The 19,713-nt window shown below is 53.3% G+C and carries 20 protein-coding genes and 1 tRNA gene; 9 read left to right on the forward strand and 12 right to left on the reverse strand.

The window, feature by feature from the left end; translation table 11 throughout:
- The first annotated feature begins 43 nt into the window (after positions 1-43).
- The gene (locus tag SK53_RS17605) at positions 44-568 is read left to right on the forward strand and encodes a lipocalin family protein (protein ID WP_003860954.1); all 525 of its coding nucleotides are present in this window, start codon (positions 44-46) and stop codon (positions 566-568) included.
- Position 569: 1 nt separating this feature from the next.
- Here SK53_RS17605 and SK53_RS17610 read toward each other — a convergent pair whose 3' ends face one another.
- The 6 genes from SK53_RS17610 to SK53_RS17635 are packed head-to-tail and all read right to left on the reverse strand — an operon-like array spanning position 570 to position 6,605.
- A complete protein-coding gene (locus tag SK53_RS17610; protein ID WP_023315120.1) occupies positions 570-1,577 on the reverse strand; it encodes a fimbrial protein in 1,008 nt (335 codons plus the stop codon).
- On the reverse strand, positions 1,577-2,095 hold the full coding sequence (locus SK53_RS17615) for a fimbrial protein (RefSeq protein ID WP_022650129.1): 519 nt from the start codon (positions 2,093-2,095) through the stop codon (positions 1,577-1,579). The genes SK53_RS17610 and SK53_RS17615 overlap by 1 nt, the downstream gene beginning before the upstream one ends.
- On the reverse strand, positions 2,086-4,611 hold the full coding sequence (locus SK53_RS17620) for a fimbria/pilus outer membrane usher protein (protein ID WP_048209845.1): 2,526 nt from the start codon (positions 4,609-4,611) through the stop codon (positions 2,086-2,088). The genes SK53_RS17615 and SK53_RS17620 overlap by 10 nt, the downstream gene beginning before the upstream one ends.
- 23 nt (positions 4,612-4,634) lie before the next feature.
- Positions 4,635-5,312 (reverse strand): fimbrial biogenesis chaperone, encoded by a 678-nt coding sequence (locus SK53_RS17625; protein WP_023315122.1) that lies wholly within the window; start codon positions 5,310-5,312, stop codon positions 4,635-4,637.
- A gap of 53 nt (positions 5,313-5,365) precedes the next feature.
- Positions 5,366-5,950 carry a fimbrial protein gene (locus tag SK53_RS17630; protein WP_023315123.1) on the reverse strand — a complete coding sequence of 195 codons (585 nt, stop codon included), beginning with the start codon at positions 5,948-5,950 and terminating at the stop codon, positions 5,366-5,368.
- Between the two features lie 52 nt (positions 5,951-6,002).
- Positions 6,003-6,605 carry a helix-turn-helix domain-containing protein gene (locus tag SK53_RS17635; RefSeq protein WP_048209846.1) on the reverse strand — a complete coding sequence of 201 codons (603 nt, stop codon included), beginning with the start codon at positions 6,603-6,605 and terminating at the stop codon, positions 6,003-6,005.
- 834 nt (positions 6,606-7,439) lie between these two features.
- On the opposite strand from SK53_RS17635, the gene SK53_RS17640 reads away from it, so the two are divergent.
- From SK53_RS17640 to SK53_RS17655, 4 genes are all read left to right on the forward strand, one after another.
- Positions 7,440-8,228 (forward strand): winged helix-turn-helix domain-containing protein, encoded by a 789-nt coding sequence (locus SK53_RS17640; protein ID WP_022650133.1) that lies wholly within the window; start codon positions 7,440-7,442, stop codon positions 8,226-8,228.
- A 1-nt stretch (position 8,229) separates the two neighbouring features.
- Positions 8,230-8,709 (forward strand): hypothetical protein, encoded by a 480-nt coding sequence (locus tag SK53_RS17645; RefSeq protein ID WP_017693981.1) that lies wholly within the window; start codon positions 8,230-8,232, stop codon positions 8,707-8,709.
- 353 nt (positions 8,710-9,062) lie between these two features.
- Positions 9,063-9,833 carry a GlxA family transcriptional regulator gene (locus SK53_RS17650; RefSeq protein WP_263740538.1) on the forward strand — a complete coding sequence of 257 codons (771 nt, stop codon included), beginning with the start codon at positions 9,063-9,065 and terminating at the stop codon, positions 9,831-9,833.
- 48 nt (positions 9,834-9,881) lie between these two features.
- Positions 9,882-10,325 carry a GNAT family N-acetyltransferase gene (locus SK53_RS17655; protein WP_045332974.1) on the forward strand — a complete coding sequence of 148 codons (444 nt, stop codon included), beginning with the start codon at positions 9,882-9,884 and terminating at the stop codon, positions 10,323-10,325.
- Between the two features lie 32 nt (positions 10,326-10,357).
- Here SK53_RS17655 and SK53_RS17660 read toward each other — a convergent pair whose 3' ends face one another.
- The 4 genes from SK53_RS17660 to SK53_RS17670 all read right to left on the reverse strand — a co-directional run bounded on the left by SK53_RS17660 (position 10,358) and on the right by SK53_RS17670 (position 12,475).
- Complete coding sequence (locus SK53_RS17660) at positions 10,358-10,945, reverse strand: hypothetical protein (RefSeq protein WP_023295690.1); 588 nt, start codon at positions 10,943-10,945, stop codon at positions 10,358-10,360.
- On the reverse strand, positions 10,942-11,307 hold the full coding sequence (locus SK53_RS22965; protein ID WP_075262539.1) for a tlde1 domain-containing protein: 366 nt from the start codon (positions 11,305-11,307) through the stop codon (positions 10,942-10,944). Before SK53_RS22965 ends, SK53_RS17660 begins: the two co-directional genes overlap by 4 nt.
- A 9-nt stretch (positions 11,308-11,316) precedes the next feature.
- Positions 11,317-11,802 (reverse strand): type VI secretion system tube protein TssD, encoded by a 486-nt coding sequence (gene tssD / locus SK53_RS17665; RefSeq protein WP_048209847.1) that lies wholly within the window; start codon positions 11,800-11,802, stop codon positions 11,317-11,319.
- A 376-nt stretch (positions 11,803-12,178) separates the two neighbouring features.
- Positions 12,179-12,475 carry a SymE family type I addiction module toxin gene (locus SK53_RS17670; RefSeq protein WP_032660962.1) on the reverse strand — a complete coding sequence of 99 codons (297 nt, stop codon included), beginning with the start codon at positions 12,473-12,475 and terminating at the stop codon, positions 12,179-12,181.
- Positions 12,476-12,603: 128 nt separating this feature from the next.
- Between SK53_RS17670 and SK53_RS22970 the strand changes: the two genes are divergently transcribed.
- Positions 12,604-12,774, forward strand: coding sequence for a YlcI/YnfO family protein (locus SK53_RS22970; protein ID WP_065186978.1), 171 nt, complete (start codon positions 12,604-12,606; stop codon positions 12,772-12,774).
- A 5-nt stretch (positions 12,775-12,779) separates the two neighbouring features.
- Positions 12,780-13,793, forward strand: coding sequence for a DUF3800 domain-containing protein (locus tag SK53_RS17675; RefSeq protein WP_023323950.1), 1,014 nt, complete (start codon positions 12,780-12,782; stop codon positions 13,791-13,793).
- Positions 13,794-13,808: 15 nt separating this feature from the next.
- Here SK53_RS17675 and SK53_RS17680 read toward each other — a convergent pair.
- Positions 13,809-13,903 (reverse strand) — tRNA-Sec (locus SK53_RS17680).
- A gap of 287 nt (positions 13,904-14,190) precedes the next feature.
- On the opposite strand from SK53_RS17680, the gene SK53_RS17685 reads away from it, so the two are divergent.
- A complete protein-coding gene (locus tag SK53_RS17685) occupies positions 14,191-15,582 on the forward strand; it encodes a glycoside-pentoside-hexuronide family transporter (protein WP_048209848.1) in 1,392 nt (463 codons plus the stop codon).
- A gap of 12 nt (positions 15,583-15,594) precedes the next feature.
- Positions 15,595-17,913 carry an alpha-xylosidase gene (yicI, locus tag SK53_RS17690; protein WP_048209849.1) on the forward strand — a complete coding sequence of 773 codons (2,319 nt, stop codon included), beginning with the start codon at positions 15,595-15,597 and terminating at the stop codon, positions 17,911-17,913.
- Between the two features lie 84 nt (positions 17,914-17,997).
- Here the strand turns inward: yicI and SK53_RS17695 are convergent, their stop codons facing one another.
- Positions 17,998-19,692 carry an AsmA family protein gene (locus SK53_RS17695; protein ID WP_045332970.1) on the reverse strand — a complete coding sequence of 565 codons (1,695 nt, stop codon included), beginning with the start codon at positions 19,690-19,692 and terminating at the stop codon, positions 17,998-18,000.
- Between the last annotated feature and the right edge of the window lie 21 nt (positions 19,693-19,713).

Raw genomic sequence — 19,713 nt, forward strand, 5'->3', positions numbered from 1 at the left:
GCGCTACACTTAACGTCCAACCGCGTAAATGAAAGGAGTTCTCATGAGGCTATGGCCTGTAGTTACCGGTGTCGCCATTGCGCTGACTCTGGTTGCCTGTAAATCTCCCACGCCGCCGAAAGGCGTGCAGCCCATTACCGGCTTTGATGCCAGCCGCTATCTCGGCAAATGGTATGAAGTCGCCCGACTGGAAAACCGCTTTGAGCGCGGTCTGGAACAGGTCACCGCGACGTACGGCAAGCGCAGCGATGGCGGTATCAGCGTACTGAACCGCGGCTATGATCCGGTGAAGAACAAATGGAATGAGAGCGAAGGAAAGGCGTACTTTACCGGCGAACCGACTACGGCTGCGCTGAAGGTATCGTTCTTCGGCCCGTTCTACGGCGGCTATAACGTGATCAAGCTGGACGATAAGTACCAGTACGCGCTGGTCAGCGGCCCGAACCGTGACTACCTGTGGATTTTATCGCGCACCCCGACCATTCCGGATGCGGTAAAACAGGACTACCTGAACACCGCACGCGGTCTGGGCTTCCGGGTCGATCAGCTGGTGTGGGTGAAGCACTAACCTACTGATACGAAAAGGTGATGCTTGCCAGGGCATTGGCCGAGCCGGGGACCAGGTCTCCGGTTCGGATGTACTGCGCCTGGAACGGCAGCGACAGCGTTTGTGCTGCGCTGGTGGTCTGGATGAAAAACTGTCCCGTCGTGCCTGCGGCCGAGCTGTCTGGCCCCATCATCAGCGGCCCGGTACCGTTATAGAAAAACTGCACGCCAATGCCGGAGGCCGTGGAGTCCCCGGTCAGCGTCACGACCGACGAGGTATTTGACGGTGTGGTCTGATCGGTCATCACTGCGTTAACCGCCACGTTCTCATCGCAGGTCAGGCTGACGTTAAACTCCCCCGACGGCGAGGTGCTGCCTACGCTGGGCAGCGTGTGAACATCAATGGTGCCCAGGTCGACGTTGGCGCTTTTTGTGCCTACCGTGCAGCCGCTTGCCGTCACCGTGATGGTGGTGGGGTTGATGATCACCTGCGCGGTTTTCACTTCGTTGTTATAGGCCGTCAGGATCGCCGCGTTAATGGTCGGGGTCTGGTATACGCCGGATTTCAGCGGAACGCCGGTCTTGATAAACGTCACTTTTGCCGACCAGCCCAGTGCGGTGGCGTAACCGTTAGTCCCATCGGCCGGATAGCTCTGCGTAATGCCCGTCTGCATCGGCACATAGGTGGTGCCGTTATAATCTTTGAGCCCAAGAATGAAGCCGATGCCGGGCACGCCCGTTTCAAATACCATGTAATTTGCGCCATCAAGAATAACCGTGATGCCGGTGGCGGTTATACTGCTGCTCGGCTCCAGCGTCCCTTTGGAGCAGGTAAATACCAGGCCGCACCAGAACACTTCCGAGACGCTCGCAGAGGCGCTCCATTCAGAGCCGATCGTCTTTCCAGGCACGATGGAGTCTGCCGGGCCGGACCACGACATGGGCGTTGGCGAAAGGGTGATATCCGATGTCCAGGAGAGGGCAAGCGCCTGAGAGGACATGAAAAACAGGGCTAAAAACAGTAAACGCATTATTGATACTCCGTCGTCCAGGTCGCCACTGCCGAAACGTCTCCGGCATTGACCGGCGCACCCGTGGCGGCCAGTCGCGCATAGAAGGTCATTTTTACGCTGTCATCCCCCGCCGCGCCGTAAGCAGCGGTTTGGGTGTCCAGCGGGATAAGTACGCTGTCTTTATCCAGAATCTGCACTGCCACGCCGGTCGCGCCGCCGTCAGCGACTTTCAGAAGCTGCGGGTTTTCGTCATCCGGCGTACCGCTGAAGCGGATTTTCACGCCAGCAAAGGTGGGGCCGCACGCTTCAAGGGTGAGCGTGAAGGGCGTTTTGATATTGCTGACCGCCCCCGCCTCGCTAAATTGCTTCACGCCGAGGGTGCCCAGCGGCACGTTTTGCTCCTTCGAATCTTCCGAGACAATGCAGGTATTGCCGATCACGTTGCCGGTCACGGAAACCAGCACGTCATAGCCGCGCGCGGGGACGGTGATGACCATCAGCAGGATCAGGGGGAGGAAACGGACGGTTACTGACATATGGCCTCCTGGGAATAAAGCCCGGTGCGGGCGTGATAATTCTGCGGGTTCAACGCATAGCGGATCGTGCAGCGCTGGGCGCTGTCGCGTCCCCATACGGCATGCAAGGTTCCCTGCGCTGACAGGCCGGTCAGATACACGCTGCCGCCGTCGCCGACGATACCGCTGGCTTTGTCATCCTCTGACGAGACCAGCGTGCCGAAGGGGAGCACGTCTTTAGCGTGACGTACGATAAACATCGCTTTTGCTCCCTGACGCGTGGTGAGGGTGGCGCGAACCAGTGCCCCGTCGCTGGGGATTTTATTGGCGATGGCGTTCTCAAGTTCCACGTCATTGCCCACGGTGGTGACATCCAGCGCAACCTGATTAACGCGATACGGCGTGGCGTACGGGATCACCGCATAGCCCCGGCTGTCGGTTTTGATGCCCTTGTGGTTGAGCACGGCGACATGGCTGGCGCCCGGGGCTTTCACCAGAATATTGGTGTTCCCGAGCGGCTGGCTCAGCGTCAGACCATCCTCATGCAGCACCGCTCCGCCGCTCATCCCGTAGCTGAGGTTGCGGGAGTCACCGGCGTAGCTGTAGCCCAGGTTATAGTCTCCCCACGCGCCCTCGTATTGCAGCGCGGCATCGCCGCCGTAGTGCTGCTGCGCGCTGTAGCGCTGGTTGACGCTATAGAAAAGATTTTCCTGCCCCGGCAGATAACCACTGACACCGGTACTGGCGGTGGTGCCAGCGGGATCCGCATGGGTAGCGGTAAAACGGAGACGGGTCGACAGCGCCGGGTTACCCAGCGGCACCGACAGGGACAACGCGAGGATATTGTCTTTCTTGTTGTCGTACAGGCCAGAGCTACGCTGGGCGCTGATGCCAAGCGACAGGTTACGAAACGTCGCGTTCCACGCGAACTGCAAACTTTGCGTGGTTTTTGACGTATTCCAGTAGGTTTGTTGATCCCAGGACAGCGACAGCGCGCCGTATTCGCCCATCGGCTGCGACAACAGCAGCTGATTTTTTGCCTTACGCGACATATGCAGGTTGTAAACCGTGTCGTAGTGAGTGGTGACGGTGCCATCGTCTTCCACGGTCTGTTCTGGCGCTCCGCCCGCCATGCCTTTGTAAGTGGTATCGCTGAGGGTATAAAACCCTGCCGTTGAGTAACGCAGCGAGAAGAAATTGACCCGCGTCCCGATATCGTTCAGCAGCTTGCTGTACCGCAGGCGCACCGAATCCCCGGTGTAGTGCTGGTTATCAGCCAGCTGGCTGCGGGCATGGGTGAGGTCGAGGGAGTAGGCGCCAAAGTGGCCGAGATTCTGCCCGATCCCGAAGGCCAGGCCGGTGTAGCGATCGGAAAACTGCGCCCCGCCATAAAACGTGAGGCCGTATCGCCAGCCCAGGAACAGCTCGCCCTGCGCGAAGGAGGGCGAGATCTGATTGCCCGCAGGACGGTATTTCCCCGCCCCCAGAGCATATTTGACCTGACCGTTACGCACCAGATTCGGCACACTGGCAAAGGGCAGGGTGTATTGCGTCTGGCTACCGTCGCTCTCCTGAATGGTGACCGCGAGGTCGCCGCCGGAAGAGGTCGGATAGAGATCTTTCAGCACAAACGCCCCCGGCGGAACGGAGGTTTGATAGATGACGTTACCGTTCTGGCGAACCGTCACCGTGGCATTGCTGCGCGCGATGCCGCGCACTTCAGGCGCGTAACCGCTCAGGCTGGCGGGCAACATATTGTCATCGGTCTTCAGGGCAATCCCACGCAGGCCAACGGCGTCAAACACCTGCGAGGAGGTGAACGTTTCACCGGCGTAAACCTGGGCACGCAGGGCGCGGATATCCCGCTGTAGCCAGGTCTGGACGTGGGTGAGCTCGTTACTCTCTTTGGTCCACGTGGTGAAATCACGCAGCCGCCATGCGCCCAGGTTGGCGCCGCTGTTCAGGCTCACAAACAGCTGTTGTTCCCGCGTGCGCGTCTCGCCCCGGTAGTCATTATTCGCGCCATTGACCACATAGTTCAGCCACGCGGCAGGGATGCCGGATTCCCAGCTCTCCGGGCTGACGTATCCGCGCGGCAGAGCGCGCATCGCGCTTTGCGGTACGGTGAAGTTGAGGGTAAGCGTCCTCTGGTCAAAATCAAACCGGGTATCGGCGAATGACTGGGTTAAAAAAATGCAGCGCTGCGCAGGCGGCAGCTCACCCCCTTTAGCCTGACGGCTGTCGATGCCAAGTGCGGCGAATTGTGCAGGCGTAAGGCACGGCAGGGCTTCACCGGCGGTGCTTTCAGCGACGCGAAACGTGACGTTACCTGTGAACGCGAACTGGGTGTTGATATACACGTTAAGATTGTACTCGCCCGGCGGCAACGCGCTCCCGGCGTTGACCCAGGCGAGATCGGCGCTGTTGGCGCGCTCGCCGTTGAGAAACGCAGGATTAAATTGCAGCTCGCTTTCGGCAGCCACGGCTTGCCGAATCACCAGGGCGATCGCCGTGGCGCACAGGATTTTAATTTTCATGTGGTCACGCCTTACTGTTTTTATTATTGGGACAATGACGTGCGGGTGACGGGCGTCCAGGCCCCATAATCGTTAATCGTCTGGTAGCTCATGCTGCTCGCATGGCTGAAGGTGTCTGCCAGCGTCACGCTGGCTTTCGGCGGTACCATGACGGGCGATACCGGCCTGCCATCAATTTTCACGTTAATGGTGGTGAGGTAATACGGCGTTGGGTTGGTCAGCGTGACCTTGCCCGCGCGGTAGGCGCCGGCAAGGTTTTTCCATGCCTCCCCTGCACCTTCCCTGAGCCGCTCCGGGCGATAAAAGACCTTGATGCGGTTGGCAGAGGCGAATTGCAGCGAATTGCCGGAACCGTTTTTAACCTGCTGTGGGATAGCTTTGACCGTCATCCAGTACAGCGTCTCGCGATCGGATGGCAGGGCGTTGCCGCTGAACATGATTTTCACCGCGCTTTCGCTGGCGGGCTTCATGACGTACAGCGGCGGCGTGATGACGAAGTCGTTGGTACGGCTCCCTTTCTCGTCTTCCATCCATGACTGGATCAGGAACGTGGCATCAGGGTGGGTATTTCTTACCTGCATCATCATCTGCGTAGCCGCGCCTGCGTAGACCAGCCGCGTTGCGCCTAACCCCACGCCGCCTGCGTACACGGCGGATGAACATAACGTGCCAGCCAGACAAATCCATGTGTTTACGCGCATTGTGCGTCTCCTGAAAGCTGAGTCAGACCCGGCCAGCAGACCGGGCCTGAAGATTACGAATAGGTCACGGTGTAGGTGGCGACCGCGCTGGCATCACCCGCCGTGGCGTTGCCCAGTGGGGAGTAATATTTCGCGCTGAAGTTCAGGGTGTTCGCCCCCGCACGCAGGGGGATCGCTGCTGCCGGCTCACCCAGCCTGACGACGTTGCCCTGTTCGTCATAAAGACGGATAGCGACATGCTGCGCCGAGCCCGCGCCGCCGTTTACTCCCGCGGCCAGGCTATTGACATCGGTACTGTCCGGCGTACCGGTGAAGGTGATAGCCACGGTCGTTGCGGCGATGGGGTTATTTTCCGTGGACGCGGAGGTATCGGCGATTTCGCAATCTTCCAGGGTGATGGAGAAGGCTTTTGCGGTACTGGCTTCACTGCCTGCGGCAGCCAGCGTGGCGGTACGCACTTCCCCCATGTCGACGTCGATATTGGCGCTACCGGCGCTGATGGCACAGGCGGAGGTCACCACTTTACCGCTGAAGTTAACCGTGCCGCCGCTGGTGGTGGCGGCCAGTGCTGAGCCCGCTGGCAGCAGGGCGGCAATGCTTAATGCCAGCAGAGAATGGCAAGTAAGGCGTGCTTTCATTTCATAGTTCCTTGGTTTTTTTATTACGAGATTTGCTCTGAAAGCGGCAGGTCTAACTGGTTAAAAAGACCAGCAAATCTGTCTTATTCCTGAGCCCGAGTTTCCTTATCGCTGAGCTTTTTAAGGCGCTCACGCGGCGATAAGAAAGTTTCTCCAGTTCTGCGATGTAACGTATATCCAGTCCGTTCCTGAGTTCCTTTAATACCCTCCTTTCTCCAGGCGTTAGCGATAACGCCGCTGGCTGCTTTTGGGGCCGATAATGGCTATCGACCATTTTTGCTAGCTTTATCCGCCACTGATAAACCGTGTTCTGTAGCGAGATATAGGCATCAATATCTTCCCGGACCCATAACAGGGAATGGGCAGAGGTTGAGTACAGGCAGATCATCACTTCAGGGTGCGTGGCTTTGATTTTTTTTAAATATTTCAGTGAGTCATACCCTGTATGGTATTTCTCTGCGCCGGATATAAATAAGATATCGACACGAATCGACGACAGCGCCTTATCCAGTTCCTGATAACCTCCTTCGATGATAATGATGTGAAGGTCGTGGCGGATGCTGCGTAATAACGTTTTAATGCCGTTTCTTGCATAATGATCGCCGCCCATCAGTGCAACAGTTATATGCTGTGTTATTTGGCTATTGTTCGTCATGTTATTCCTCGATTTATAATAGTAATCAGGCGAATTATTTATAAGGTTATCGCCAGTATTCTCGAAGCAATGACGTATTGCATAGTGTAGGCCTACTATACGTCGGCCAATAAAGAGGTAATCTGAATTAATCTAAAATTGTATTAATTACTAAGATCGAGACCGGTTACGACGCTTCCCTCTGATTGGTCTTATTCCGCTTCGCTTTCTGTAAATTATGATAGCCGCTATTTTTAATGAAAATTTAGCTTTGATAAATGTTTTGTAAGGAGTTTGTCGTCTGGTGTCAGTGCGGGTGTGAAGTTGCTGACGGGGAATAACAATTTACGAATGTTATCATCGATAAAAACTGATAGAAAGGTGGCTGAAAAGCATACAAAAACCATATAAGTTATTGATATTGGTCAGGTTGAGAAAACTTAAGGCTTAAGGGTGCTGAATATTTCAGACACGCATGTCCGTGGCGTACAATGTTTTTTTATGTAGATATTTGTCAATGTCAAGAGGCGAGGAGTGCGCCAAAAGGTGAGGCTCTGATAAATGAGATGCTGCCGATAGTCAGATACTTCTGTGGAGCGGAAATTCACTTCACAAAACATCATAATGAGGATGATCGCGGATGAAGTGGCTCTGCAAGCCGCATTCTACAAGGGTTGAGTTCTTATGCAGGTTCAGTGAAGCTTAAGGGATGAAATATAAATTAAGATTTTTCGCCAATGGCGAAGATATACAGCATGCCGTTAATCAGTCACATTAATCCCGACGTGAATGTCATCCCATACATGCGGTGACCCAGGTTCAACATCTGTTAACCGGAGAATTCATACTGCCCCTATGCATAAGCATTACATTATAAATAATATCGTCGAATTTCATCCTGCGGCCAGCACGTTACGTGATATCAACAATCCTGACCGTGTGGTTGTGTTAAATTCGCCAGCAGGCCGATGCCTGTTGTTATTAATCGACAGAGCGGGGTCGATTGTCACTCAGCAAGAGTTCCTTGATATTGTCTGGCAAAGCCGCGGCATGCTTGTCTCCTCCAATACCTATTACCAGAACATCTCCATCCTGCGCAAAGGGCTCAAAAAGATTGGTTTTGAAACTGACCCTATCGTTACCATTCCGCGGATTGGGTTGACGCTGGCAAGCGACACGCAAATAACCGTCAGAGAGTCTTCACCTGTCGCGCCTCAACCCGCAGAGGAACAATGTGTGGAGGCGCCAGCGATCGAGGAGGTCTCTGCATCCTCCGCGCCAGCAACGCCCGTTGCCAGGAAGCCCACGCGCTGGCTGGCTGTTGTCATGGGGCTATTGATCGTCCTGGCCGGGGCAGGCGTGACGGGATATATGAACGCCACAGAAAACCGTTTTGTTGAGGATTACCGTTTTGCGGCATCCGTCGGAGCCTGTCGCGTTTATCTTGCGAACGACATTCAGACTCACGCTGAACGCGCTTCCGCGCTGACCTATGTGGAACAATTCAAGGCTGAATGCGCGCAATATCCCTGGGTTTACATCAGCTGGTACGCTCTGCTTCCTCGTGCGTCGGTTATTCGCTGCGACCGGCCAATGAAAGAACCGAACCGCTGTATATCTGATTATTTCCTGAAGGATAGCTAGCATGACTCGTTTTCGGCAGATGCTGTATATCATCGTGACGGGCCTCGTCACGGCAGGCGTGCTGACGGGCTATTACCTGTGGCACCGAACTTACGTTCAGCCTTTTTCATGCCAGGCTAATCTGGTCCAGCACCATCCGGATGAGACGCTGACGGTCTGGCTGAATTACACCTTCGACGGGAAATTCGGCACCCTGAGCATGAATGGCCGGGCAAAGAGCGATCCGGGTAAAACCATCGACAGGAAAATTTCCTTTCGGGTGGAGAGACAAGATCATCTCTATTTGCTGACGTCAGAAAAAAATATGACGTTCCCGGACGATAATGTTGACGACAGCTGGCTGGAAAAATATGAACCGCAATTTTTTGTCTATCCGGGCAAGAGTATTTATATGCGGATCAATGAACAACATAATGGTAACTATATCTTTACCTTAGGAACATTACCGACATATGTGTGTCGTGGTTCAAAAAAAGAATGATATAAACGAGAAAAACATTATATTTTCCTCCCTTCTCATTTATGCTTGATTTAAAATATCAGGATTATCTTAGAAATATAAAGTGCGACAGATCATGTTGCGATAATGTAATTAATTTTAAATTTGGCAAGTAAATGAAAAGTGTATTTGACTCCTCCGATGGGGGGAAATCAGTACCGGAAAAGTGTCTGCATATTGGGTTGATATTATGGCCCCGTTATTCACTCCTGGCCGTCTCCGGATTGCTGGAGGCGCTGCGTTATGCAGCGAAAGCTCAGGATAAATTAGCATTTAAAATCAGCCTGATAAGTGAATTTCCTGATATCCCGATTATCAGCAATGCGGGGATTATCATGAGACCGGATTCCACCCATGCGCCGCCGGACAGTTTTAACTACCTTGCTGTTATCGGCGGTGAATTGCAGTATCTGGACTTAGGGTATCAGGGGGATAAAGCGTATCTGGCACATGCCCACCATGCCGGGGTTCCGCTCATTGGCATTGGCACCGGCAGTTTTGTCCTCGCACAGGAAGGATTGCTGAATGAACGACGAGCGTCCATCCATCCTTTCCACCTTGATGCATTTCGGCAGGCTTTCCCGCTGGTTTATGCTGAGCAAGGGTATGATTTCATCGACGATGGCGATGTGCTGACCTGCCCGGGCGGTATTTCCACCCTGACGCTGGCAACTGAGCTTATCCGCGCCCATGCCGGGGATGATATCGCCAGCACCACCTGTCAGCGTTTGTCGCTCGTTCCGCATGAAATTGCCACCCCACGTCCGGCGAATCTTGCGCTTATCCCTGACTCGCGGTTGCGCCGCGCCGTCATGCTGATTGAACAGTTCCTGACCCGGCCGCTCACCACCGCCGGGCTTGCGCGAGAAGTGGCATTGAGTGAACGCCAGCTCAACCGCCTGTTCCACGCAGAATTCGGCAAAACGGCCCGCGAATTTATCCGCAGCGCCAGGCTGCGCTATGCTTGCTGGCTGCTGAAGAACTCGCAGCAAAGCGTGACGGATATTGCGCAGCGGATGGGATTCAGCGACTGCGCGCACTTTATTCGTCATTTCCAGACGGAGTATGGTTGTACGCCTGGGGTGTGGCGCACGTCGCAGAGCTGAATATCATTACATTGCTGCCCTGAAACTTTACTCAACCGGAATATCACCATGAAAATAGAAGCCGCACACCCCTCGCAATTTGAACGCCTCGTCGCAGTCTGGGAGTCGTCCGTACGCGCCACGCACCGCTTTTTGCAGGAAAGCGATATCGCGGCGCTGCGTCCGTTATTGCTCAACGCATATTTGCCTAATCTCAGGGTTGTGATTGCCCGGGATGACGTGGGTATTATTCACGGCTTTTTGGGCGTGGATAAAAATCGCATTGAAATGCTGTTTGTGGATGATGCGAGCCGGGGGAAGGGTATCGGGAAAATGCTGCTGCAATATGCCATTGCAGAATTCGGCGTAAATGAAGTGGATGTGAACGAGCAGAATCCGCAGGGGGTGGCGTTTTATCGTCATATGGGGTTTGAGCAGGTCGGGCGCTCGGCACTGGACGGGCAGGGGAATCCGTTTCCGCTGTTGCATATGCGGTTGAGTGGACAGGCTTAACGCCCTCTTCTGTAAAAGAGGGAGCCTGCAAGCTAGTTACTGGTTATTTGCCCGATAATTACGCCGCGCAATTTTTCGCCATCAAAGTAATAAGAGACGGTATTGTTCTGAACAAATCCATCCTGTACAGGTGTCTCCTGATAAAGCAGGATCTTTTTTCTGTTGCCGATTGCTTTTTTGCCGAACAATTCAACTAAATCCCCGTGAGTGGCATTTAACAATGGAACGCCAGAGACTGAGACACTGACTCGTTCCGTTGTATTCACACACTCTTTATGGATGCCATCCCTGGATATGGCTAGCGCAGTTAACAGCCCTGCACCCATTTCGTTATCTGAAATGAACCAATAATTGGTGCCATCGTCGTCATGAAGGCAGATCCAGTGCGCGGAGCTGTCTTTCTCCACGTATGTACTGAAAATCTGAGACAGATGAGTAACTTCCATCTGAACCGTTTTCTTGCCGATCGTGATGGTCGGGGAAAGGGGCACTATGGTTGAAATTTCCGTCAGCGAGCCGTCTTCATCGTAATACTGTGTTGCGAAGCCGGTCATTTCAGATGCTGAGACGTGCGAACTGACTGCAACGAGTAATGGCAATGAACAAATTAAACGCTTCATTTGACAATCAACACCGTATCGTTGCTTTTCCAGATGCTTCTTCTCGCACTCAAAGGAGCAATAATGCAGCCCTCTGAAGAGTCATCAGGGTGCAAACTGCTTTTGCCATGAATTTTAAATGAGTCTCTGCCACATATATCATTTGTCGAGTAGGGCGTGAGGCTGAGGGTATATTTTCCTGTGTGGGCAGAATTATGAGGGGAACCAATTGTGTATTTCCCTCGAGGTAGAGGCCCACTGTTTTTTACACATTCTTGAGATGGATCGTTTTTGTAACCACTTGCTCCTGCATAATCTGCATCGAACTGATAAACACCATCAAGATAAAATTTGTGCTCTTTTACATTATATTCCCAGGACATACTTTCTCCTTAAGCGCGTTCCTTCCAGGTATCAGAATGAATGATGTTTCCATCTATGTAATGCCATGTTATTTTTTCATATGTTAGATCTACATATTCACAATGTGTATAGCGTTCGTTTTGCGGTAGTTTAATGTCAAACATGAGTGGTTCAATTTGAACTACTCTTGCATTTTCTAAAGTTGTCTTAAAGTAAGCCTCTTCGAGCCCGTTATAGTTGATCCTGTAAAATATAAATTCTGCTCTTGTTAGTGTTTGTCCAGTGCTCAAGGCCTTGTATAGATATGAGGATGAGGAATCAATCTCTTTCATGAATGCATAGGTGCTACTAATACGTTTTGAAGTGATTTTTCCGGAGTGCTTATCAATAGGTTGTTCGATTGAGTGCATAAATTCAATAACTTCTATTGAGCCTTCGCGATCTTTTACATCGACAGAGCCTTTAATTCTCCGGCCTGCATCGTCCTCAAGCCATAAGTAAACAGGTATAGCCATCTCAATCTCCTTTTATAGACTGAGGGAAACTACGCTTCATTATGGATTTAATTTGTGACATTTATTTCAAAATAGAAAAGAAAATAAAATATGGAAGTGGGACTTAAAATTGCTCTTTGCGATGTATAAGTTTCTCAAATATATTTCCAAAAATTATAACATTGAATTATGATTTCGTTGCCATCGTAAGATAAATGCTAATTAAAAATAGCATCAGGTATTGAAATGATGAATGTCATCAAATATTGAACTTGTAAGTTAGCATTACATGTTGGGTTCGATTGCTTTTTGGATGTTATGGAAGAAATCTGGCATTCTATATTGTTTTTTATGTTGGCTGCATGCCCAGCAGCCAACTTGATAACAGCGGGAACGGTTATGATAATTGCAGGCTCGCCAGCGTGTTCTCGATCTGGCATAACTTTGCTTTAGTGCGTTTGTAATCGTCCAGAATCCTTTGCTCCTGCTCGTTATACGCCACCAGAACGATGCATCCTTTCATGACCTTTACCGTGACCTGCTGTCCGGTATCAAACCCCGCCGCGCGCAGCCACTTGCCGGAAAGGATGATTTTTGGTGTAGATTTGTCGAAAACATTCGGGCGGTATCCCACAATTAACGAACGCTCGGTTCCGGATTGGTCGGTGTCTGGGGTAGAATGCGAATCAGCCATAATCAACTCCTTGATAGTTGGTGAGGTTAGACGCCCTTTAGTGCTCCAACACTGCTGGGCGTTGTCAAAATTCCGAATCCATGTGGTAGGTACCACGTGCGAATAAATTAACCGAAGTGGTACCTACCATGCAAGAGAAAAAGAAACCAAATTTTGACCGCACTAAGAGCACGATGAAGAACATACGTTTCGAGGATGAGCTTTTGGAGCAGATCGAGAAGGCGGCGGGGAAAGGGAATTTTAGTAAATGGGTGAAGGAGGCTTGTAGGTTAAGATTATTATCTAGCCAAAGAGAGTAGTAAATATGGAAATATTAATTGATGAATCAGGTTCATTTACTCCTGAAAGTGAACTAGAAAATTCTTGGAGTGTAGTTGCTGCTTATATTTGTCCGGAAACTGAAAAAAGGAAATATAGGAATGCCCTCAATAATTTAAAAAAAAGGAATGGTTTGGGCAGACAAGAGATAAAATTAGTTAACATTAGTGAAAGTAACTATATTTTGTTTCTTCAAGAAATTTCGCAGCTGAACGGTAGTCTTTTTTGTGTTGTAACAGACTCATATTATAATAATAAAAGCTTTATCGAAAATCATAAAGATACGCATGTGAAAACCATAGTAAATAGTATTGAGCAGATGCGTTATCACGAGGGAAAACTTGCTCAACATTTGATGGCAAAAGAATTATTGTCTGTATCTCTCCCACTTTATATTCAGTTGATGTGCCAAATAAGATTAGTGCATACAATAATCTCCCAATCTGTAAATTACTATGCACAACGACAACCACAGACGTTAAAAAAATTCAAATGGCGTTTAGATCAAAAACAGCCGTCTCACAAAACTAAGTATGAGTTGATATTTGAAAAATTTTCACCAGCTTTGTTGCAAATGTATACCCTTGAAAACCCTTTAGGTATAGTGAATGGTTTTAACTATAAATATATGAGAGAGTTTATTTATAATGAAGGAGAGATACCTAATTATCTGATCGAGAAAAAAACATCCTTAGCTAATAGCCGCGCTTTTAACATCCAAAAAATATTACGGGATGACATTAGCTATGAGGATTCAATGAAAAATGACGGTTTGCAAGTTATAGATCTTTTGGCTTCTGGTATGCGTAAGCTTTTAAAAATGAGATTTGCAGATAATACTTTAATAGCCAATCTACTCGGCAGTCTCATGATACAGCAGCAATATAATAATCCGCCCATAGACATAATTGTTTTCGATGAAAAATCTGCTGCTTTAAGAAAAGAATTAGATGAGCTTGTAAAAATATTAATTAAAAACTCAAAACGAATGATACGTTGAAGTAGGTAAAATATTTGGCGGAAGATCACAGGAGTCGAACCTGCCCGGGAACGCTGGCGCCCCCAACTGGATTTGAAGTCCAGCCACCTCACCGGAGATGACGATCTTCCGCGCCTGCATTGCTACATGGAGGCGGGGCGCATTATAGCTACTTTCAGGCATTTACCACATACCCCACACCACTTTTTTCACCTCTCTTTTGACCTGAATCCCCCTGTTTCAGCTAATTCTTAAGAAAATCCTCAGGTTAGCATTTCGTGCTCATCAACTTTTATCCCGATCACAAAAAACAAGAAACGTAATCTCTTAACCAGAAAACGCAATACCCGCTCCTGAAACAATGGTTTAAAAAACGGTAACCGGTCTCAGCGCCCCCTACAGCGTGAAGGATAAAAATATGAGCGATGTACTGTCAGTAAAAGAGAAGATTGGCTACGGCATGGGAGACGCCGCCAGCCATATCATTTTTGATAACGTTATGCTTTATATGATGTTTTTCTACACCGATATTTTTGGTATTCCCGCCGGGTTTGTCGGCACCATGTTCCTGCTGGCCCGCGCGCTGGATGCGATCTCCGACCCGTGCATGGGGCTGATTGCCGACCGCACCCGCAGCCGCTGGGGCAAGTTCCGTCCATGGATTTTGTTTGGCGCTATCCCGTTCGGCATCGTCTGCGTGCTGGCGTATACCACGCCGGACCTGAGCCTCAACGGCAAAATGGTTTACGCCGCCATCACCTACACGCTGCTGACCCTGCTCTATACCGTGGTCAACATCCCGTACTGCGCGCTGGGCGGCGTGATCACCAACGACCCGACGCAGCGTATCTCCCTCCAGTCCTGGCGCTTTGTGCTGGCGACGGCGGGCGGCATGCTCTCTACGGTGCTGATGATGCCGCTGGTGAACCTGATTGGCGGCGACGATAAAGCGTTCGGCTTCCAGGGCGGGATCGCCGTGCTGTCGGTGGTCGCGTTCCTGATGCTGGCGTTCTGCTTCTTCACCACCAAAGAGCGCATCCAGGTGCCGCCGAGCACCACCTCCATGCGTGAAGATCTGCGCGACATCTGGCAAAACGACCAGTGGCGTATCGTCGGCGTGCTCACCATCCTCAACATCCTCGCCGTCTGCGTGCGCGGCGGCGCGATGATGTACTACTGCACCTGGATCATGGGCTCGCCGGAGGTGTTCGTCGCCTTCCTCACCACCTACTGCGTCGGTAACCTGATCGGCTCCGCGCTGGCGAAACCGCTCACCGACTGGAAGTGCAAGGTGAGCATCTTCTGGTGGACCAACGCCGCGCTGGCGGTGGTCAGCGTGGCGATGTTCTTCGTGCCGATGCATGCCACCGTGCTGATGTTCGGCTTCATCTTCGTTATCGGCGTGCTGCACCAGCTGGTGACGCCGATTCAGTGGGTAATGATGTCCGATACCGTCGACTACGGCGAATGGACCAACGGCAAACGTCTGACCGGCATCAGCTTTGCGGGCACGCTGTTCGTGCTGAAGCTCGGCCTGGCGCTGGGCGGGGCGATGATCGGCTGGATGCTGGCAGGCGGCGGCTACGACGCGGCGGCCAAAACCCAGAACAGCGCGACCATCAGCATCATTATCGGCCTGTTTACCCTGGCCCCGGCGGTCTGCTACGTGCTGAGCGCCATCATCGCCAAACGCTACTACACGCTGAAAACCCCCTTCCTGACCAAAATCCTGGGCGAGCTGGCACAGGGCGCGCGCCGTAATCAGCAGGAGTTTGAAAACCTGCCGGTCAGCAAAGAATTAAAGAACTAAGAGGACGAGAGCATGAAAATCAGTGATGGAAACTGGCTTATTCAACCGGGCCTGAACGTGACCTGTCCGGTGCAGGTATTCGACGTGGAGCAGCAGGGCAATGACCTGGTGGTGTATGTGGCGCCGCGTGACGTGCGCGAACGCACCTGGCAGCTCGACACGTTGATGTTCACGGTGCGCCTGTTTGCTCCGCAGGAAGGGATTGTGGGGGTGCGCATCGAGCACTTCCAGGGCACGCTGAACAACGGCCCGCACTATCCGCTGAACGTTCTGAAGGATGCAAAAGTTGAGATTGAAAACAACGCCGAATTTGCCGAGCTGAAAAGCGGCAGCGTCAGCGTGCGCGTTACCAAAGGCGAGTTCTGGGCTCTGGATTTCCTGCGCAACGGCCAGCGCATTACCGGCAGCCAGCTGAAAAACAACGGCTACGTACAGGACAGCAATACCGATCGCAACTATGTGTTTGAACGTCTGGATCTGGGCGTGGGGGAAACGGTCTACGGCCTGGGCGAGCGCTTCACCGCCCTGGTGCGCAACGGTCAGACGGTCGAAACCTGGAACCGCGACGGGGGCACCAGCACCGAGCAGTCCTACAAAAACATCCCGTTCTACCTGACCAACCGCGGCTACGGCGTGCTGGTGAATCACCCGGAAAACGTCTCGTTTGAAGTCGGCTCCGAGAAAGTGTCCAAAGTGCAGTTCAGCGTGGAAGGGGAATATCTCGAGTACTTTGTGATCGACGGCCCGACGCCGAAAGAAGTGCTGAACCGCTATACCCGCTTCACTGGCCGTCCGGCGCTGCCGCCTGCGTGGTCGTTCGGCCTGTGGCTGACCACCTCGTTCACCACCAACTACGACGAAGCCACGGTAAACAGCTTTATCGACGGCATGGCCGAGCGCGACCTGCCGCTGCACGTGTTCCACTTCGACTGCTTCTGGATGAAGGCCTTCCAGTGGTGCGACTTCGAGTGGGACCCGGTGACCTTCCCCGATCCGGAAGGCATGATCCGCCGCCTGAAAGAGAAAGGGATGAAGGTCTGCGTGTGGATTAACCCGTACATCGGCCAGAAATCCCCGATTTTCCGCGAGCTGAAAGAGAAGGGCTACCTGCTGAAGCGCCCGGACGGCTCCCTGTGGCAGTGGGACAAATGGCAGCCGGGGCTGGCGATCTACGACTTCACCAACCCGGACGCGTGCAGGTGGTATGCGGACAAACTGAAAGGCCTGGTGGAGATCGGCGTCGACTGCTTCAAGACCGATTTCGGCGAGCGTATCCCGACGGACGTGCAGTGGTTCGACGGATCCGATCCGCAGAAGATGCACAACCATTACGCCTACATCTATAACGAGCTGGTGTGGAACGTGCTGAAAGAGACGGTGGGAGAAGAAGAGGCGGTGCTGTTTGCCCGCTCCGCGTCCGTGGGTGCGCAACAGTTCCCGGTACACTGGGGCGGCGACTGCTACGCCAACTATGAATCGATGGCCGAAAGCCTGCGCGGCGGGCTGTCGATTGGCCTGTCCGGCTTCGGGTTCTGGAGCCACGATATCGGCGGGTTCGAAAACACCGCTCCGGCGCACGTCTACAAACGCTGGTGCGCGTTCGGGCTGTTCTCCAGCCACAGCCGCCTGCACGGCAGCAAATCCTACCGCGTGCCGTGGGCGTACGATGACGAGTCCTGCGATGTGGTGCGCCACTTCACGCAGCTGAAATGCCAGCTGATGCCGTACCTGTATCGTCAGGCGGCTCTGGCGCGTGAGTTCGGCACGCCGATGCTGCGGGCGATGATGCTGGAGTTCCCGGACGATCCGGCGTGTGACTATCTTGACCGTCAGTACATGCTGGGGGATTCAATGATGGTGGCGCCGGTGTTCTCCGAGGCGGGCGATGTGCAGTTTTACCTGCCGGAAGGGCGCTGGACGCACCTGTGGCACAACGACGAAATCGAGGGTAGCCGCTGGCATAAGCAGCAGCACGATTTCATGAGCCTGCCGGTCTATGTGCGCGACAACACGCTGCTGGCGCTCGGCAATAATAACCAGAAGCCGGACTATGCGTGGCACGAGGGGACGGCCTTCCAGCTTTTCAACCTGAGCGATGGCGCAACGGCGGTGAGTGAAGTGCCTGCGGCGGACGGTTCCGTGTTGTTTACGCTGAAGGCGTCACGTCAGGGCGACGTCGTGACCTTTACCGGCACGGGAGATGCGCAAAACTGGTCGGTGTGCTTGCGCAACGTGCAGAAGGTCGGCGGCGTAAAAGGCGGTTCACATGCGGGCAGCGAGTGGGGTGTGGTGGTGAAAGCGGAGGGGGATGAGGTGGTGGTGCACCTCTGAGCCGTAAAAATGCCCGGTGGCGCTTCGCTTACCGGGCCTACATGAGATCGTAGGCCGGGTAAGGCGAAGCCGCCACCCGGCTATTTACTGTGCCGGAGCCACCGTCGACACCACACCACCCGTCATCGTCTGTTGCACCTGCTGTTTATCCATATTCACCGCGCTCAGCTTCCCGTTCACCGTCGGCTTCAGCGGCGCATTCGCCTGCACGCTTCCGCTGGCGGTGAGCTGAATATTGCCGTCGCCCGCAATCGGCAGCACTGGCCAGCCCCACTGCTGCAAAACGTTGAGTGGTACACCGCGCCCGTTCAGGCTCACGGTGGTTTGTCGCTGTGGCAGCTGTGACACGGTGGCGGTCGCTTCCAGGATCCCTTTCTCGGTAAAGGCGCTCAGGTCGGTAATATTTACCGTTGCGGCGTTGGCATTCAGCGCCAGCGACGGGCGACGCACGTCGACGCGGTTAAAGGTCGCTGCCGCCCCGTTGAGGGTTGCGTTACCGCCCCACACGCCCCACTTGTGATCCTGCGCCAGCCGCAAATTAGCGCCATAACCGTCGAGGGAGGTGATCTGCCACGGGAACGCCGGATCGATGTCGATCACCAGGTTGCGGCTCAGGCCGAATTTTTTCAGCGTCACGCTGTTCAGCCATGCCGGGAGCGGGTCCATCCACAGCGTTTTCCAGTTTTCCGGAAGCGTATATTCCAGCCCGGCAATCGCAACGTCGTCCAGCACCAGCGCCTGACCCTCGCGCAGCCAGTTGCCGGAGGTGCGCACCATGCCCCCTTCCCAGCGGGAGGTGAACTGACGCAGCGCAATGCCCTGCGGGGAGAATTCCGCGTTCAGGATAGGGTCAAACAGATGCAGCGAGCCGTAGATAAATTCGCTGGCGTTCATGGATAACCGTCCCTCCTGGCTTTGCCAGTCACCTTTACTCAGGGTGAGGTTACGCAGGCTGAGATCGAGGTCGGTTACCGCCCAGTCTGGCCCCTGTAGACGGGCATCGGTCACTTCCAGCCGCCCAATCTGTAACGAAGGCAGGGTGGAGAGAGGGGCGAAGAAATCCAGCAGCGATTTGTCGCTTTGCAGGCGGATCTCATTCAGACGCAGGGTGTTGATAACCCAGCCACCGTCGGCATTACGCAGAGCCGAGCCCGTAAGCGAGCCGCGCGCCATATCGGCACCGATGGTATTCAGCGCCACCTCTTTGCCGTTGAGTTGTCCCTGAATCAGCACGTTGTTGGCCGGTATGCCGTTGAGGGTGAGCGACCCGGCGCTCATCTGGATTTGCGCATTTTTCCCCAGTACGTTCCCCGCCTCGGGCTGCCACGGGCTGACGCCGCCGGTCACCTTTTGCGCACTGAGATCCCACTCCGTATTCGGGCTGTTAAAGGCCATGTTATTCAGTTGCAGACGGTCGGCCTGGAACGGCAGCGGCGCCGTCTGCGGCGATAAATTCAGCGTGCCATCGAACAGGGTGATGGCATCCATATGCAGCGGGTCGGTGATCTGGCGGCTGCTTAAGCCAATATCCACTTTTTTAGCGACCAGCGTGGCCGGTTTGCCATCTCGTCCGAAGGTAACGTTTTCCAGAAGGATGTGAGAAGGGGATGAAAAGCGGTGATCCATCAGGTCAAAGTTGAGCTCGTAATCGGTATTCACCGTGATCCAGCTGCTGACCTGCGATGCGCCCCAGCGGGTCTGGAGCAGAAAATAAAAGGCGAGCACTACAATGAGCAGGGCTACCAGAAGATAGATAAGCAGCTTTCCAATAAATTTCATGGTCTTCCTTCCCGCGAAACG

This window comes from Enterobacter sp. MGH119, from assembly GCF_001037675.1.
Classification (GTDB): domain Bacteria; phylum Pseudomonadota; class Gammaproteobacteria; order Enterobacterales; family Enterobacteriaceae; genus Enterobacter; species Enterobacter hormaechei_C.

Bases quoted from the DNA above. Each gene is read 5' to 3' on its own strand.
- SK53_RS22970 (WP_065186978.1), top strand. From the start codon at position 12,604: ATGCAAGAGAAAAAGAAACCAAATTTTGACCGCACTAAGAGCACGATG.
- SK53_RS17650 (WP_263740538.1), top strand. From the start codon at position 9,063: ATGAGACCGGATTCCACCCATGCGCCGCCGGACAGTTTTAACTACCTT.
- SK53_RS17625 (WP_023315122.1), bottom strand. From the start codon at position 5,312: ATGCGCGTAAACACATGGATTTGTCTGGCTGGCACGTTATGTTCATCC.
- SK53_RS17645 (WP_017693981.1), top strand. From the start codon at position 8,230: ATGACTCGTTTTCGGCAGATGCTGTATATCATCGTGACGGGCCTCGTC.
- SK53_RS17685 (WP_048209848.1), top strand. From the start codon at position 14,191: ATGAGCGATGTACTGTCAGTAAAAGAGAAGATTGGCTACGGCATGGGA.
- SK53_RS17660 (WP_023295690.1), bottom strand. From the start codon at position 10,945: ATGAAGCGTTTAATTTGTTCATTGCCATTACTCGTTGCAGTCAGTTCG.
- SK53_RS17655 (WP_045332974.1), top strand. From the start codon at position 9,882: ATGAAAATAGAAGCCGCACACCCCTCGCAATTTGAACGCCTCGTCGCA.
- SK53_RS17620 (WP_048209845.1), bottom strand. From the start codon at position 4,611: ATGAAAATTAAAATCCTGTGCGCCACGGCGATCGCCCTGGTGATTCGG.
- SK53_RS17695 (WP_045332970.1), bottom strand. From the start codon at position 19,692: ATGAAATTTATTGGAAAGCTGCTTATCTATCTTCTGGTAGCCCTGCTC.
- SK53_RS17610 (WP_023315120.1), bottom strand. From the start codon at position 1,577: ATGCGTTTACTGTTTTTAGCCCTGTTTTTCATGTCCTCTCAGGCGCTT.
- SK53_RS17675 (WP_023323950.1), top strand. From the start codon at position 12,780: ATGGAAATATTAATTGATGAATCAGGTTCATTTACTCCTGAAAGTGAA.
- SK53_RS17640 (WP_022650133.1), top strand. From the start codon at position 7,440: ATGCATAAGCATTACATTATAAATAATATCGTCGAATTTCATCCTGCG.
- tssD (WP_048209847.1), bottom strand. From the start codon at position 11,802: ATGGCTATACCTGTTTACTTATGGCTTGAGGACGATGCAGGCCGGAGA.
- SK53_RS22965 (WP_075262539.1), bottom strand. From the start codon at position 11,307: ATGTCCTGGGAATATAATGTAAAAGAGCACAAATTTTATCTTGATGGT.
- yicI (WP_048209849.1), top strand. From the start codon at position 15,595: ATGAAAATCAGTGATGGAAACTGGCTTATTCAACCGGGCCTGAACGTG.
- SK53_RS17605 (WP_003860954.1), top strand. From the start codon at position 44: ATGAGGCTATGGCCTGTAGTTACCGGTGTCGCCATTGCGCTGACTCTG.
- SK53_RS17670 (WP_032660962.1), bottom strand. From the start codon at position 12,475: ATGGCTGATTCGCATTCTACCCCAGACACCGACCAATCCGGAACCGAG.
- SK53_RS17630 (WP_023315123.1), bottom strand. From the start codon at position 5,950: ATGAAAGCACGCCTTACTTGCCATTCTCTGCTGGCATTAAGCATTGCC.
- SK53_RS17635 (WP_048209846.1), bottom strand. From the start codon at position 6,605: ATGACGAACAATAGCCAAATAACACAGCATATAACTGTTGCACTGATG.
- SK53_RS17615 (WP_022650129.1), bottom strand. From the start codon at position 2,095: ATGTCAGTAACCGTCCGTTTCCTCCCCCTGATCCTGCTGATGGTCATC.